This is a genomic window from Streptomyces sp. NPDC002926 (genome assembly GCF_053591755.1).
Map to the genome: position 1 here is coordinate 30,407 of NZ_JBSFUK010000038.1, position 13,839 is coordinate 44,245.

The 13,839-nt window shown below is 70.0% G+C and carries 16 protein-coding genes; 11 read left to right on the forward strand and 5 right to left on the reverse strand.

Annotation, left to right across the window (positions count from 1 at the left end):
- The first annotated feature begins 50 nt into the window (after positions 1-50).
- Positions 51-536: an NADPH-dependent FMN reductase gene (locus ACWDZ6_RS30540; protein WP_351457996.1), complete on the forward strand. Its 486-nt coding sequence runs from the start codon at positions 51-53 to the stop codon at positions 534-536.
- Positions 533-1,033, forward strand: coding sequence for a flavin reductase family protein (locus ACWDZ6_RS30545; RefSeq protein WP_326654747.1), 501 nt, complete (start codon positions 533-535; stop codon positions 1,031-1,033). The genes ACWDZ6_RS30540 and ACWDZ6_RS30545 overlap by 4 nt, the downstream gene beginning before the upstream one ends.
- A 62-nt stretch (positions 1,034-1,095) precedes the next feature.
- Here ACWDZ6_RS30545 and ACWDZ6_RS30550 read toward each other — a convergent pair whose 3' ends face one another.
- On the reverse strand, positions 1,096-1,626 hold the full coding sequence (locus tag ACWDZ6_RS30550; RefSeq protein ID WP_451505414.1) for a hypothetical protein: 531 nt from the start codon (positions 1,624-1,626) through the stop codon (positions 1,096-1,098).
- 583 nt (positions 1,627-2,209) lie between these two features.
- Here ACWDZ6_RS30550 and ACWDZ6_RS30555 point away from each other — a divergent pair.
- Together ACWDZ6_RS30555 and ACWDZ6_RS30560 are read left to right on the forward strand one after the other, a co-directional pair.
- Positions 2,210-3,034 carry an LLM class F420-dependent oxidoreductase gene (locus ACWDZ6_RS30555; protein WP_451505415.1) on the forward strand — a complete coding sequence of 275 codons (825 nt, stop codon included), beginning with the start codon at positions 2,210-2,212 and terminating at the stop codon, positions 3,032-3,034.
- A gap of 89 nt (positions 3,035-3,123) precedes the next feature.
- Positions 3,124-3,552, forward strand: a complete 429-nt coding sequence (locus ACWDZ6_RS30560) for a TIGR03668 family PPOX class F420-dependent oxidoreductase (protein ID WP_451505425.1) — start codon at positions 3,124-3,126, stop codon at positions 3,550-3,552.
- 355 nt (positions 3,553-3,907) lie between these two features.
- Here ACWDZ6_RS30560 and ACWDZ6_RS30565 read toward each other — a convergent pair whose 3' ends face one another.
- Complete coding sequence (locus ACWDZ6_RS30565; RefSeq protein WP_451505416.1) at positions 3,908-4,621, reverse strand: TetR/AcrR family transcriptional regulator; 714 nt, start codon at positions 4,619-4,621, stop codon at positions 3,908-3,910.
- A 183-nt stretch (positions 4,622-4,804) separates the two neighbouring features.
- Here ACWDZ6_RS30565 and ACWDZ6_RS30570 point away from each other — a divergent pair, with 183 nt between their 5' ends.
- The gene (locus ACWDZ6_RS30570) at positions 4,805-5,857 is read left to right on the forward strand and encodes an alcohol dehydrogenase catalytic domain-containing protein (RefSeq protein WP_451505417.1); all 1,053 of its coding nucleotides are present in this window, start codon (positions 4,805-4,807) and stop codon (positions 5,855-5,857) included.
- Positions 5,858-6,121: 264 nt separating this feature from the next.
- Here the strand turns inward: ACWDZ6_RS30570 and ACWDZ6_RS30575 are convergent, their stop codons facing one another.
- Both ACWDZ6_RS30575 and fabG read right to left on the reverse strand, forming a co-directional pair.
- Positions 6,122-7,078, reverse strand: a complete 957-nt coding sequence (locus ACWDZ6_RS30575; protein WP_451505418.1) for an aromatase/cyclase — start codon at positions 7,076-7,078, stop codon at positions 6,122-6,124.
- 28 nt (positions 7,079-7,106) lie between these two features.
- Positions 7,107-7,892: a 3-oxoacyl-ACP reductase FabG gene (gene fabG, locus ACWDZ6_RS30580; RefSeq protein ID WP_351457976.1), complete on the reverse strand. Its 786-nt coding sequence runs from the start codon at positions 7,890-7,892 to the stop codon at positions 7,107-7,109.
- A gap of 181 nt (positions 7,893-8,073) precedes the next feature.
- Here fabG and ACWDZ6_RS30585 point away from each other — a divergent pair, with 181 nt between their 5' ends.
- The 3 genes from ACWDZ6_RS30585 (at position 8,074) to ACWDZ6_RS30595 (ending at position 10,508) form a co-directional block, all read left to right on the forward strand.
- Positions 8,074-8,514 carry a nuclear transport factor 2 family protein gene (locus tag ACWDZ6_RS30585; protein WP_326654739.1) on the forward strand — a complete coding sequence of 147 codons (441 nt, stop codon included), beginning with the start codon at positions 8,074-8,076 and terminating at the stop codon, positions 8,512-8,514.
- Between the two features lie 117 nt (positions 8,515-8,631).
- Positions 8,632-9,708 carry a serine hydrolase domain-containing protein gene (locus ACWDZ6_RS30590; protein WP_451505419.1) on the forward strand — a complete coding sequence of 359 codons (1,077 nt, stop codon included), beginning with the start codon at positions 8,632-8,634 and terminating at the stop codon, positions 9,706-9,708.
- Between the two features lie 17 nt (positions 9,709-9,725).
- Complete coding sequence (locus ACWDZ6_RS30595) at positions 9,726-10,508, forward strand: SDR family NAD(P)-dependent oxidoreductase (protein ID WP_451505420.1); 783 nt, start codon at positions 9,726-9,728, stop codon at positions 10,506-10,508.
- A gap of 87 nt (positions 10,509-10,595) precedes the next feature.
- Here ACWDZ6_RS30595 and ACWDZ6_RS30600 read toward each other — a convergent pair whose 3' ends face one another.
- Entirely contained in the window at positions 10,596-11,480 is an 885-nt protein-coding gene (locus ACWDZ6_RS30600; RefSeq protein ID WP_451505421.1) for a class I SAM-dependent methyltransferase, read from the reverse strand.
- Between the two features lie 174 nt (positions 11,481-11,654).
- Between ACWDZ6_RS30600 and ACWDZ6_RS30605 the strand changes: the two genes are divergently transcribed.
- From ACWDZ6_RS30605 to ACWDZ6_RS30615, 3 genes are read left to right on the forward strand one after another with little or no spacing between them, the layout of a single operon-like run.
- A complete protein-coding gene (locus ACWDZ6_RS30605) occupies positions 11,655-12,089 on the forward strand; it encodes a SnoaL/DnrD family polyketide biosynthesis methyl ester cyclase (RefSeq protein ID WP_451505422.1) in 435 nt (144 codons plus the stop codon).
- A gap of 2 nt (positions 12,090-12,091) precedes the next feature.
- Positions 12,092-12,928, forward strand: a complete 837-nt coding sequence (locus ACWDZ6_RS30610; protein ID WP_451505423.1) for an SDR family oxidoreductase — start codon at positions 12,092-12,094, stop codon at positions 12,926-12,928.
- Between the two features lie 11 nt (positions 12,929-12,939).
- On the forward strand, positions 12,940-13,797 hold the full coding sequence (locus tag ACWDZ6_RS30615; protein WP_451505424.1) for an NmrA/HSCARG family protein: 858 nt from the start codon (positions 12,940-12,942) through the stop codon (positions 13,795-13,797).
- Positions 13,798-13,839: the final 42 nt, after the last annotated feature.

Sequence of the window (13,839 nt, forward strand, 5' to 3'; positions counted from 1 at the left end):
CTCCTTGACTGGGGGGGTCAGCATTCGTCTGCTGCTGTGGAGGACTAATCATGACGGTCGTTGTTGTCGGTAACCCCAAGCCGATGTCGCGTACCCGGGCTGCCGCCGAGCTGATCGCTCGCGAGCTCAGCGGGAGCGCGCCGGTTGCAGTTGTCGACGTGGTGGATCTCGGAGCCGGGCTGCTCGGATGGGGTGACCCCAAGGTGGCCGCGGCCAAGGCCACGGTGCTGGGTGCCGACTCGCTCGTGGTGGCGTCACCGACGTTCAAGGCCACGTACACGGGTCTCCTCAAGCTGTTTCTCGACCAGTTCGGGCAAGGCGAGCTCGGCGGGATCCCGACGTTCCCCGTTATGCTCGGGGCCGGACTTCAGCACGCGCTCGCGCCTGAACTGACCCTGCGTCCGGTGCTGGTTGAAATCGGAGCCAGCTGTCCCGCGCCGAGCCTGTACCTGATCGACTCGGAGTACGCGACCTCGCCGGACCTGGCCACCTGGCTCGAGTCGGCCAGGAAGTACGTCCCGGCGGTGACGCCGTGATCCGAGCATCCGACAGGCGGTTCGACGACGTCTTGCTTCGGCAGGCGTTCGGCTGCTTCCCCAGTGGCGTGACCGCCTTCTGCGGGATGCTGGACGGCGTCCCGGAGGGGATGGCCGCCAGCTCGTTCACCTCCGTCTCTCTGGATCCGGCACTGGTATCCGTCTGCGTGGCGAACACGTCCTCGACCTGGCCGCGGCTGGCCGAGGCACGTCGCCTGGGCTTGAGCGTGTTGGCCAGCGAGCACCGTTCGGTGGCGCGTTCGCTCGCATCGAAGAACGGTCACCGCTTCGACACCGTCGACTGGGTCGCCACCGACAGTGGGGCAGTTTTCGTGCACGGCGCCACGCTGTGGCTGGAGTGCTCCATCTACGACGTCGTCGTGGCAGGCGATCACGCGATTGTGCTGCTGAAGATCGAGGCACTCGACATCTACCCCGATGTCCCCCCGATTGTCTTCCACCGCAGCAACTTCCACGAGCTCGCATCGAGCGCATGAACGCGCAGACGCCGATTGGCGCTTGCGTTGGGCTTCCAGGAGCCGGGTTCCCAGATCGGCATTCACCTCGGCGACGGCGGCTCGCCGGCCGGCCGGTGAGCTGCCATCAGAACTCGACCGAGCTGATTCAATGCGCCGTTGAGTCGGCGATCTGGGTTTCGAGGTCGGCGACGTGGTCGGTCCTGGAAGCGGTCGGCCAGGGCCCTCTCCAGGCCGTCGATGGCGCGGGCGGTGGGCTCGAAGTACTGGTGGAGGTAGTCGGCAGTGGCGTCGTCCGGGGCGCCTTCGGCCAACAGCCGCCACTGCTCGCGCTTGCGGCGCCAGTAGAGGAGGTCGCCGCCGGACAGGACGAACATGTCGCAGTCGTGGCAGTCCGGGTGCCACGGGCAGGCACCGCCGTCGACGACGGGCTGGAAGGTGCAGAAGCCGCCCTCGGCTGGGGTACTGCGGCGGGACAGGTCGATGTCCATGGCCTGGGCTGTTCGCGCGTGCGACGTCGTCGGGGAACGGGTGGCGGGAGCGAGGTGGCGCTTCCCCACCGGCAGCCGGCATGGCGGCAACGAATGCGCGGTCCAGCCCGGGATCGTGTGCATGCCCCGACTCCAGTGCCTCGCGCAGGAGCTTGCGGGTGTGGTTGAAGACGAGTCCACGGGTCGGGCGCGGAAGATCGCCTTCTCCTGGCGCGTGGCGCGGAAGAGGCTGCGCAGCGCGATGTGGATCACGCGGGCGGAGTTGGGCGTACCACTGCTCCAGGACGCGAACCACGCGTCGATCTTCTGCCGGACCGTCGAACGGGCCCGATTGCCGTGCCCGGCGAAGGGCGACGTCGAGGTAGCGGCGGAATCCGTAGTAGTGCGACCCGGGGTTCGAGGAACGGTGGATGTGGCACTGGGTGAGGTCGTAGACGTCCTCTCCTGGGCCACCCGGACATCGGCACCCGGCCTGCGGGAAACGGCCGGATTGTCAGCCGGCGATCGGCGCCACGCCGTGGTTGTGGGCCGGCGGGGCGCCGATGCGCATCCGCCGGCGCCCCTGCGCGTTCTTGCGGCCGCGGTCCCCGCAACCGCGCTCCGCGATGGTTCTCCCGGGTGGTCATGGGAGCGGGACGGCCCGGGGCGGGTAGTGAGCAGCTGTGCCACCCGTCCTTTCCCGTACTCGACCTTCGACGGAGCCGTCGTGAAATTCGGAGTCTCGACCTTCATCACCGACCAGGGCATCGGCCCGACCTCGCTCGGAACCGCGCTTGAAGAACGTGGCTTCGACTCGTTGTTCATCGCCGAGCACTCCCACATCCCGGCAGACCGCCAGACGCCGTACCCGGGCGGTGGCGAGCTGCCGGAGATGTACTACCGCACCCTCGACCCCTTCGTCGCCCTGACCGCGATCGGTGCGGTGACCGAGCGGCTGCTGCTGGGCACCGGCATCGCGCTGGTCCCGCAGCGCGACCCGATCATCACGGCGAAGGAGGTGGCATCCCTCGACCTGATCTCCGGCGGCCGCGTGATCTTCGGCGTCGGTGTCGGCTGGAACCGTGAGGAGATGAGGAACCACGGCACCGACCCCGCCACCCGCGGCCGGCTCACGGACGAGCGGCTGCGCGCCATGCGAGAGCTGTGGACCGCGGAGAAGGCCGAGTTCCACGGCGAGTTCGTGAACTTCGATCCGGTCTACGCCTGGCCCAAGCCCGTGCAGCGCCCCCATCCGCCGATCTACGTCGGCGGCGGCGAGGGCGCCTTCCACCGGGTGGCGCAGCTCGGAGACGCGTGGCTGGCCAACAGCCTGCCGCCACAGCAGCTCGGTCAGAAGATCGAGCGCCTGCGCGCCCTCGCCGACCGCGAGGTGCCGGTGACGGTGTACGCGATTCCCGACGATCCCGAGCAGATCGAGGGCTATATCCGGCTGGGGGTCGAGCGGCTGCTGTTCTATGTGCCGACGATGCCCGAACGGGAGACGCTGGAGTACCTGGACCGGCTGGCCCAAGTCGCAGCCCGGTACCACTGAGACGCCGCAACCCGCTGCGCCTCGGGAATGTGGGACCGATACGGAAATCCGTCGACGCCATAGCCGTCGTGACTGCCGAGAGGGACGAGATGCCCACCCTGATGAGCGCCGAGGCACGGGAGCGGTTCGCCACGGCGCGCGTCGCCCACCTCGCGACGGCCGACACGACGGCCCGCCCACACCTGGTACCCGTGGTATTCGTCCTGGACGGCGACACAGTGACGCTGGCCGTGGACCACAAACCGAAGCGGACGACGCGACTGAAACGCCTCGCCAACATCGCCGCCAACCCGTCCGTCTGCCTGCTCACCGACCACTACGAGGAGGACTGGGACCGCCTGTGGTGGGCCCGGGCCGACGGCGAAGCCCGCGTGCTCCCGCCGCCGGACCGGTCCCCCGAAGCCGCCCGCCGCATCGGCCTGCTCACAGCGAAATACCAGCAGTACGACGACCGGTCACCGGGCGGGCCGGTGGTCGAAGTCTCGGTCCTGCGCTGGAGCGGCTGGCGCGCGTCGTGAGCCCGTGCCAGGTCGATTGCCCATCACCGCTCCTGGCGCCGGGCCGCGTGACGGGATTGCCCGCCCCGCCGGTTCGGCTTGTGGCGGTCGGCGCGAGTGAAGTCTCGACAGCGCCTGGTGCGGGGCGAGCGGGTGCCGGGCAGCGACGTGGCGGGCGCACGCCTGGCGTTGACCTGTTGACCTGGTGATGAACCAGACAGCCCCCGCCAATTGCCGCAACCGGCCCCCTCACTGACGGAGGTTCACCCTGAGCTCGTCAGCGGCTGGACTCCGTGGGGGCCCGACGCCGCCGGGTACTCGACGTCCCGCTCCGTCCCGGCGGTGACGCCATGATCGACTGGAGGGACCGGGCCGGTCAGGGAGCCGGTGCCTGCCGGCCGGTCCGGTCCTTCAGGTCTCGCTCTTGCAGCAGTCGTGCGGTCTGCTCGGACACCGGTGCGGCCAGCAGTGCGGTGACCAGGTCGACCAGCCGGCTCGTGAACAGCCGGTCGTCCCTGCGAGGGCGGGCGGCGGCGCGGGCGGCGAGTTCGGCGTGGCAGAAGCGCAGGGCCGTGAAGCGGGTGTGGAACACCGTGGTCGACTCGGGAGGCAGCAGCGGCTCCACCAGGCGCCGCCAGGCGTAGATGCTCGACCGCTCGTCCGGCACGACGAGCTCGACCAGTGGTTCGGGCCGGTTGAGCAGTTCGGCCACGATCTGCAAGAACTCGCGGCCGCCGTCGGGATCGGCGAGTTTCGCGGCGGCCGGGAGCACCAGTGCGGCGACGAGGGACCGAAGATCGGCGGTGCCACTGTCCTCGTACTGCTGCAGCAGTACCTCCCGGCGGGCGTCCACCGCAGGGGTGTGTTTGTCGAGTACGGCCCGCAGCAGACCCGCCCGGTCGCCGAAGTGGTACTGCAGGGCCGTCGCGTTGCGCTGGTCGGCGGCCCGCTTGATCTCGTTGAGCGAGACACCGTCGACGCCCTTCGCCGCGAACAGCTGCTCTGCGGCCCGGATGAGGGTGCCGCGGGTGTCACGGGGTTTCCCGCTCCGGGGCGGCGTGGCCGGTTCGGGCGTCTCATGTGCTGTCACGGATGCCCATGCTAACGTCATCATGCCAGAGTGATACGGTCGCATTAAATGTTAATCCATGCTCCTTGATGCCTGTGGGAGTCCATTCCTGTCCCTGGATGTCGAGACCGACCCGACTTCCAGCGGCAACTCGACGGGATCGATGCCACCGGCGCCAGCCTGCGCCTGAAATGGAGGAAGCCAGTGAAGGCACTGACTTTCCACGGCCGCCACGACATCCGCTACGGGGACGTTCCCGATCCGGCCGTCACCAGCCCCACCGACGCGGTCATCCAGGTCACCACGGCCGGTATCTGCGGCAGCGACCTGCACATCTACGCCGGCAACCCCTTCAGCCCGGAGCTGGGCTACACCCCGGGACACGAGTGCGTCGGCGTGGTCGTCGAGACCGGCAAGCAGGTCACCCGCTTCAAGCCCGGCGACCGGGTCCTGGTCCCCGCCTCGGCCGGTTGCACCCTGTGCAAAGCCTGCGCAGCCGGGCTCACCGCCAGGTGCGAGCGCGCCCGGTCCTCGATGGACCTGTGCTACGGAGTGAGCCCGCAACTTCAGGGCAGTCAGGCCCAGGCCCTGGCGGTGCCCCATGCCGACGTCAACCTCGTGCACCTGCCCGAAGGCATTTCCGACGAGGCCGCCGTCGTTCTGACGGACAACGCCCCCACGGCCTGGTACGGCTGCCGCCGCGCCCGTATCCAGCCCGGCGAAACGGTCCTGGTCATCGGCCTCGGGCCGGTCGGCATCATGGCCGCGCAGTCCGCCTTCGCCATGGGCGCCGCCCGTGTGCTTGGCGCGGACCTGGTCGCGGAGCGCCGCGCCTTCGCCGCCACCCTCGGCGTGGAGCCGGTCGAGGGCGAGGACGCACGGACGGCCGTACGGGAGATGACCGCAGGACGCGGACCGGACGCCGTCGTAGAGGCTGTGGGCTCGGACGCCACCATCCAACTCGCCCTCAAAGCCGTCCGGCAGGCTGGACGGGTCAGCGTCATCGGGGTCAGCCAGAACAAGGCCTTTCCCTTTCACATGGGACTGGCCCAGGTCAAGGAGCTGGAGTTCGCCATCGGACTCTGCTCGGTCCACTACGAACTCCCTGCCCTGATCGCCCTCACCCAGGCCGGGCGGATCACGCCCGAGGCCGTGGTAACCCACCGCTTCGCCCTCTCCGAGGGCCCCAAGGCCTACGAGCTGTTCGACAGCCGGGCCAACGGTGTCCGCAAGGTTCTTCTCGACCCTGCCCGCTGATCCGCCTCGGTGCTGCCGCCACGGTCACGCACCTCCGTGCCGGCGGCAGCACCGCACCCCTCCGACCGCCCGTCGCACGCCGGGAAGCGCGGAAAGTCCGCGCCTGCCGGCGCCCGACAGCAGATCCGGCGCACCGTCGCGGGGAGACGCGACCCGCCGTACACCACCTCCCCGGTTCGGCGGACGTCAGGCCTCCCGGGATCGATCGTGAGCGGTGCGAATGTCGCCACCAGGCTGAAACAGGCGCGCGGCACGGCCACGCGCTCATCGCGGGGTGACGGCGGACTCCGCATGCTGCTTGGCCAGGTTGAGGGTCGCGGTGCTGTTGCGGCCGAGCGCCTCACGTATGTAGCGGCGGGCCTGAGCCACGCCCGCGTCGGGACCGAGGATCTTCGTGATGTTCTCTTCGCGCAGCACGACACTGTGCTGCGAGGTGACGGTCACACCCGTCGCGTCGGGGACGACCGACCACTCGCCGGTGTGGGCCGCCATCAGGGCGGGCGTGGCCGTCTGCTTGTAGACGATGCGGCCTTCGTCCGGGAAGCAGACCCGGACCGACTCCGTGGTGTGCGAGGAGCCGTCGGCGGTCGTGGTGTCCATGGACATCACCTGTACGCCCGGCTCGTCCTCCACCAGATCGAGCCGCGAGACGTGCGGGACCAGCCGGGGCCAGTCCTGGACCCGGTAGAGGAAGTCGTAGACCGGCTCGGCGGGGCCGTCCACCCGTACCGAGTCCTCGAAGGACAGCACCAGTTCGTCGAGTTGTGCCCAGCGCTGGGCGAGCGTGCGCAGATTCTCCAGCTCCGCACGGCTGTTGGTGTCGGTGGCCCGCTCCACCCACTCGACGCCGGCCGGGTCGTCGCCGTCCACCGTGAAATCGTGCAGCAGGGTCAGCCTGGACTGCTCGGCGGCGAGCGGCTCGACGATCCAGGTGCCGCCCATCGTCTTCACCGGGCTCGCTGACACCTCCTGACGGAACTCCACCCGCCGTTCCCCGGGCGACAGGACCCGGCGGGAAGTCCAGGACTTCACCCGGCCGTTCGCGGTCGCCCACATCCGCAGCCGCTCCGTCGTGCCGTCGGACTCCAGCTGCTGGACGTGCACGTTCGGGGGGAAGAACTGCGGCCAGCGCACCGCGTCGGCGATCAGTCCGTAGACCGCGCCCGCGGGCGCGGCGACATTCACTTCGTGCGTGGTGCGGTGCACTTGCTCGGCAGACATTCAGGCTCCCACTGTCGGTTGTTCGGGTTCAGAAATTGCCCAGTCCGCCGCAGACGTTGAGCGCCTGCGCGGTGATGGAGGCGGCGTGCTCGGTGGTCAGATATCCGACCAGTCCGGCGACCTCCTCGGGGGTGGAGTAGCGGCCGAGCGGGATCTTCGCCTCGAACTGCTCCTGGACGTACTCCTCGCTGGTGTCCCACGCCGCGGCGTAGCCCTTGCGGACCCGCTCCGCCATCGGCGTCTCGACGTAGCCGGGGCAGACCGCGTTGACGGTGATGCCGGCCGGGGCGAGCTCCTTGCCGAGCGCCTTGGTGAAGCCGACGACTCCGTGCTTGGAGGCCGAGTACGGGGCTCCGAGCAGGACGCCCTGCTTGCCCGCGGTCGAGGCGACGTTGATGATCCGGCCGTACTCGGCTTCCGCGAGGCCACCGTTCTTGAGGGCCTCGCGGGTGAGCAGGAAGACGCTGTTGAGGTTGGTGTCGATGACGTCGTGCCAGAGCTCGTCGGTGATGTCCGCGGTAGGGCCCCCGCCGCTGCGGCCCGCGTTGTTGACCAGGATGTTGATCGGGCCGAAGGTCTCGACGACGGCACGCACCAGGGCGGCCACGGACTCGGTGGAACGTACGTCGGCAGTGCTGCCCTCCACGTCCAGGCCCTCTTCGCGGAGGTTCTCGACGGTCTGCTTGAGCACCTGCGGGGTACGCGCGCAGATGTAGACGCGGTGGCCGCGACGGCCGAGGTCGCGGGCGATCGCGAGCCCGATGCCGCTCGTGGCGCCCGTGACCAGGGCTACCGGCTTTGTCGCTGTCGTCATCGTTCTGCCTCCAGTTGGCCGACGGTGGATTCGACCGTGTCGTTGCGTACTCGAAGGCGGCACGAAGACGGCTGGAGGGGAAGAGGCCGCGGACGACGGCACCGGGGCTTGAGGAATCTTCCAAGGCCGCTCGATCCGGGCCGCAGAGGGTGGCGGGCAGACAAGGGAACGGAGAACGCCGATGACCGCCATCGCCCCGACCGCCACGCAGCAGGCTGCGCTCTATGCGCAGGTGCAGCAGTTCTACGCGCACCAGATGCAGCTGCTCGACCTCGCCGAGGCCGAGCTGTGGGCGGAGACCTTCACCGAGGACGCGTCCTTCGACGTGCCGACGCTGCCCGAGCCGGTGCGCGGCCGCCCCGGCCTGATCGCGGCCGTCCGGCGCACCACGGCGCAGCTGGCCGAGGCCGGCCAGCGGCACCGGCACTTCATGGGCATGTTCGATGTCACCGAGCGCCCGGACGGCGCCGTGGATGTGCGCTCGTACACCACCGTGTACGCCTCGCAGATCGGCGGCGAGTCGAAGGTGCACCGCGTGTGCGTGTGCGAGGACGTGCTGGTCCGGTCGGACGGCGCGCTCCAGGTGTCGACCCGCAAGGTCACCCGCGACGACCTCGCCTGAGCGGTCCTCCAGCGGCGCCCGGCCGTACCTCCATCGCGGCCGTACAGCCTCTCCTCGGTACAGGAAAAGACCCGTAGAGCACATGAACCGACTCAATACCCGTGGGGGTTTGCCGATATGACGCAGACGACGATCACCCGGCCCGTGGTTTCGGCCCATCAGGATGCCGTGCAGCGCGCCGCGGACCGGCTCATCGAGGCGGGCGCCGGGGGCGTTCAGTTCCGGGTGACGCGGGGGGACGACTCGTTCGTCGTCACCTCCGGCATCGCGGAGCTCGGCACGGACCGCCCGGTCCCCGAGAACGGCCGGTTCCGGATCTCCTGCATCACCAAGCCGTTCGTGGCCGTGGTAGTGCTCCAGCTCGTCGCCGAGGGAAAGATCGACCTCGACCGGAGCGTGGAGAGCTACCTGCCGGGGCTGCTGCCCTACGGCGAGAAGATCAGCATCCGCAATCTGCTGCAGCACACGAGCGGTCTGTACAACTACTCGGACTCCTTCCAGAAGCCGGGCGACCGTTTCCTGCGCGACCGCTACAACCACTACGAGCCCCAGGACCTGATCGCCATCGCGGCGGCCAAGCCGCTGGAGTTCGAGCCGGGCACCGCGTTCGCGTACTGCAACACCAACTACTTCATCATCGGCCTGCTGATCAAGGAGGTCACCGGCAACTCCTACGCGGACGAGATCCGGGCCCGCGTGCTGGAGCCGGTCGGCCTGCACGAGACCGTGCTGCCGGGCGACGACCCGAACATCCCGGAGCCGCACGCCCGCGGCTACATGCAGATCGGCGGTGTCGCCGAGGACGTGACGCTGATGAATCCCTCCGAGGCCGGCTGTGCGGGCGAGATCATCTCGACGACCGCCGATCTGGACAAGTTCCTGGTCGCGCTGTTCGGCGGAAAGCTGCTGAACGAGGCGGAGTTCAAGGAGATGACCACTCCGCTGCCGCCCGAGATGATCAAGAATCTGCCGATGGGTATCGGCTACGGCCTGGGGCTGATGAAGCTGGAGAACGACAACAACCTCGACCTGTGGGGCCACGGCGCGGGCATCCCCGGCTACGCCACTTTCACGGCGACGACGCGTGATCTGGGCATCCGCGTCCAGCTGTCGTTCACCCTCGGCGACCGCGACTTCGGCGAAGAGGCCGAGCAGGCCGTCATCCGCGGCGTCAACACCGCCATCTGCTTCTGACGACGGGGACCGGCATCATGGCGAACTCCACGGGCCCCACAAGCCCCAAGGGCTCCACAGGGAAGAGTGTCGTCGTCACGGGCGGCGGCACCGGCATCGGGCGGGCAACGGCGCGCGCCTTCGCCGACGACGGCGCGCAGGTGCTGGTCGTCGGCCGCTCGGAGGGATCTCTCAAGGAGACCGCCGAGGGGTACGACGGCATCCGGGTGCTGGCGGCGGACATCCACGACCACGACGCGCCGAAGGCCATTGTCTCCACCGTGCTGGACGCGTTCGGCCGGCTCGACGTGCTGGTCAACAACGCGGCCGTCACCGGATTCGCCTCACTTGACGGCCTGGACCGCGCCTCGGTCCGCGCCCAGCTGGGGACGAACCTGATCGCGCCGCTCTTCCTGACACAGCAGGCGCTGGACGCCCTGGAGGCCACCGGGGGCACCGTGGTGAACGTCAGCTCGGCGGGCTCGCTCGGCCGCCGGGCCTGGCCGGAGAACTCCGTGTACGGCATGGCCAAGGTGGCACTCGACTTCCTCACCCGCACATGGGCCGTGGAGCTCGCGCCGCGCGGCATCCGCTCGGTCGGCATCGCCCCCGGCGTGGTCGACACGGGCGTCGGCGTACGGGCCGGAATGCCCGCCGAGGCGTACGAGGCGTTCCTGGCCCAGATGGCGGAGCGGATCCCGGCGGGCCGGGTCGGCCGCCCCGAGGACATCGCGTGGTGGATCGTCCAGCTGACGCGGCCCGAGGCCGCGTACGCCAACGGCATGGTCCTCGCGGTGGACGGCGCGCTCTCGGTGACCTGAGCACATCGCCCGCGTACGGCACAGGAGCGGCTCCCGGAAGGGGGCCGCTCCTGTCTGTCTTCCGCGGCACCCGCCGCTACCGGCGCCTCAGCGGGCGGCCTTGGCGGTGACGTACCGCACCGGCACCTCGATCTCCACCGGTCCGTCGCCGTCCCGCAGCGCGTCGAGCTCGCCGATCAGCCGCTCGCGCAGCGCCGCCGCCTCGTCCTGGGGCAGGTGCTGCCACAGCAGCCGCATGCCCTGGGTGTGCGACCAGTTGACCCAGTCCTCGCCGGACGCCGCGGTCATCCGGACCGGCTCGTCCACGATCCGCACGTCGGTGAACCCGGCCTTCGCCAGGGCCGCTTCGAGATCCGCCGGGTCCTCCAGCCAGGAGTGCAGCTGGCGGTGGAGCTGCTCGGGGTGCCAGGACTCGGGGAGGTGGCTGAGCAGCGAGAGCGGGATCCACTCGGTGAACAGCGGCGGCAGGAAGGGGAAGGTGTCGCGGGTGAAGACCGGGCTGGTGAAGGCGATCCTGCCGCCGTCGCGCAGCAGCCCGGCATAGCGGGCGAGCGCTGCGCGGGCGTCGGGAAGGAAGATCACGCTGTAGCTGCCGAGCACCAGATCGAAGGAGCGGGCGGGCAGGTCGGGGTGCTCGCCGTCCATCACCCGCAGTTCGATGTTGGTGATGGACTGCCGCTCGGCTTCGCGGCCGGCCTCCTCGATCATGGCCTCGGCGATGTCGATGCCCAGCGCGTGGCCGGCCGGACCGATCCGGGTGGCCGCGGGCAGCAGGGTCGCGCCCAGGCCGCAGCCGACGTCGAGCAGCCGCTCCGCCGGCTGCGGTGCGGCGAGCTCGACGAGCCGGCGGCCCATCGGTGTGAAGAACTCGACCCCCAGCCGGTCGTAGGTCGCCGCCGCTCCGTTGAAGGCGGCGGTGACTTTCGTCTTGTAGGTGTCGGCTGCGGTGGTGGCTGTGGCGGCGGTGTTCACAGTGTGCTCCGGATTCCGTCGGACGGCAGGAAGGCCATCCTGCGACCGGGCCAACGGGCGCCGGTGGAGCGTGGTTCGAGAGCCGCTACAGGAGCGTTGCCCCGTACTCCGCGGGACCGGACCATGGGGCGAAACCCGGTCCCCCTGTCGGGGGAGACCCATGGAAGGGATGCGATGAGCAGCCAGATCACCGCCGTACGCCGCATGGTGGAGGCGTACAACACCGGCAGCACCGACGACGTCGCGGAGTACATACATCCGGACTACCTCAACCCGGCCACCATGGAGCACATGGATCTGCGGGGTCCGGACTCCTTCGCGATGGCGGTGAAGTGGCTGCGGATGACGTTCTCCGACGAGGCGCGGCTCGAAGAGGTGAAGATAGAGGAGCGCGGCGACTGGGTGCGTGCCTATCTGGTGCTCTACGGCCGTCACGTCGGCGACCTCGTCGGCATGGCGGCGACCGGGAGGGTCTTCTCCGGCGAGCAGATCCATCTGATCCGCTTCGTTGACGGCAAGATCCGCGACCACCGCGACTGGCCCGACTACCAGGGCACCTACCGGCAGCTCGGCTCCCCGTGGCCCGAGGCCACAGGCTGGCGGGCCTGATCATGATTCTGATCACCGGAGCAACCGGCAAGGTCGGCCGCGAGGCCGTTCGGCAGCTGGTCGGGCTGGGTCGGCAGGTACGCGCACTGAGCCGCAACCCGGAGGAGGCGGGCCTGCCGGACGATGTCGAGGTGGTCGCAGGCAGCCCTGCCGACCCCGATTCGCTGGCCCTCGCCTTCGAGGGCGTGGAGGCGGCGCTGGTCGTGCTGTCCGGCGACGTGGCGGGCCAGGCCGCGAATGTCGCGGCGGCGGCGAAGGAGGCGGGCGCGCGCATCGTCCTGCTCTCCTCAGGCAGCCTGCTGCACCCGCTGCCGCACGGCATCGCGGACGAGCACCGTGCCGCCGAGAAGGCCTTCCAGAGGGCCGGCGTCCCGTGGACCTTCCTGCGTCCGGGGCCGTTCCACGCCAATACCTCGTGGTGGATCAGCACGGTCCGTGAGAAGAACGCGGTGCGCTGCTGGATCGGCAACAACCCGGGCGCGCCCATCGACGAGTACGACATCGCTTCGTCCGCCGTCGCCGTGCTGACCGGGGAGGGGCACACGGGGAAGGCGTATCCGCTGACCGGGCCCGAGACGCTCAGCTCCGAGGAGCAGGCCCGGATCCTGGGCGAAGTGCTCGGCCGCAAGCTGGACTTCACGGTGGCCCCGGCCGACGAGGTGGTGGCGGTCTTCACCGGCATCACCGGTGACCGGGAGGCGGCAGTGGGCAATGTCGCCGCGCTGCACAGCGCCGAGGTGCCGTGGGCCAAGCCCACGACCGCGGTGTACGACCTGACGGGACGCGAGCCGCGTCCGTACCGCGAGTGGGCCGCCGACAACGCGGCGCTGTTCGGCTGAGGGGGAGCGACATGACTGTGCTGGTGACAGGGGCGACCGGCCTGCAGGGCGGCGCCGTGGCCCGGGAACTGGTCCGGCGTGGCCGGGACACCGCGGCGCTGGTGCGGGACCCGGCCTCGGACCGGGCCCGCGCACTCGCCGAGCTCGGAGTGGTACTGGTCCGCGGCGACCTGGACGACGAGGCGTCGCTGCGGGCGGCGACGGACGGTGTGGCCGGTGTCTTCTCCGTGCAGAACTTCATGACGCCGGCCGGGCTGGGCGGCGAGGTCCGTCAGGGCCGCGCGCTGGCGCGGGCGGCGCGGGACACCGGCGTGCCGCATGTCGTCTACAGCTCCGTGGGCGGCGCCGAACGCCACAGCTCCGTACCGCACTTCGACTCCAAGCGGTCCATCGAGCGGTACCTGGAGGAGCTCGGCGTACCGACGACCGTACTGCGTCCGTCGTTCTTCATGGACAACTTCGCCGCACACGGGCCGCAGCGCGTCGACGGGACGCTGGTGGTGCAGCTGGCGCTGAAGCCGGACACCCGGGTGCAGTTCATCGCCGTCGACGACATCGGCTTCTTCGCCGCCGAGGCCTTCGACCGGCCGCAGGAGTACCTGGGCCGTGCGCTGGAGATCGCGGGCGACGAGCTGACCGCGACCGAGGTGGCCCGCGCCTTCGCGGAGCGCACCGGTGAGCCGGCCCGCTTCGAGGAACTGCCGCTCGACGCGGTGGCGGCCAACCCGTACATCCCCAACGGCCCCGAGATCTCACTGATGTTCGAGTGGTTCCAGGACCACGGCTACCGGGCGGACATCGCCGCCCTGCGCGCGGCCCACCCGGGGCTCCAGACCTTCGCCACCTACCTGAAGGGCATCGACGTCTGACGCACGCGCCACTGTGGCCCCTCGCGATCCGGATCGCGAGGG

Excerpts from the sequence above, each read along its gene's own strand:
- ACWDZ6_RS30540 (WP_351457996.1), top strand. The coding sequence starts at position 51 with ATGACGGTCGTTGTTGTCGGTAACCCCAAGCCGATGTCGCGTACCCGG.
- ACWDZ6_RS30550 (WP_451505414.1), bottom strand. The coding sequence starts at position 1,626 with ATGCACACGATCCCGGGCTGGACCGCGCATTCGTTGCCGCCATGCCGG.
- ACWDZ6_RS30560 (WP_451505425.1), top strand. The coding sequence starts at position 3,124 with ATGCCCACCCTGATGAGCGCCGAGGCACGGGAGCGGTTCGCCACGGCG.
- ACWDZ6_RS30575 (WP_451505418.1), bottom strand. The coding sequence starts at position 7,078 with ATGTCTGCCGAGCAAGTGCACCGCACCACGCACGAAGTGAATGTCGCC.
- fabG (WP_351457976.1), bottom strand. The coding sequence starts at position 7,892 with ATGACGACAGCGACAAAGCCGGTAGCCCTGGTCACGGGCGCCACGAGC.
- ACWDZ6_RS30585 (WP_326654739.1), top strand. The coding sequence starts at position 8,074 with ATGACCGCCATCGCCCCGACCGCCACGCAGCAGGCTGCGCTCTATGCG.
- ACWDZ6_RS30590 (WP_451505419.1), top strand. The coding sequence starts at position 8,632 with ATGACGCAGACGACGATCACCCGGCCCGTGGTTTCGGCCCATCAGGAT.
- ACWDZ6_RS30595 (WP_451505420.1), top strand. The coding sequence starts at position 9,726 with ATGGCGAACTCCACGGGCCCCACAAGCCCCAAGGGCTCCACAGGGAAG.
- ACWDZ6_RS30605 (WP_451505422.1), top strand. The coding sequence starts at position 11,655 with ATGAGCAGCCAGATCACCGCCGTACGCCGCATGGTGGAGGCGTACAAC.
- ACWDZ6_RS30610 (WP_451505423.1), top strand. The coding sequence starts at position 12,092 with ATGATTCTGATCACCGGAGCAACCGGCAAGGTCGGCCGCGAGGCCGTT.
- ACWDZ6_RS30615 (WP_451505424.1), top strand. The coding sequence starts at position 12,940 with ATGACTGTGCTGGTGACAGGGGCGACCGGCCTGCAGGGCGGCGCCGTG.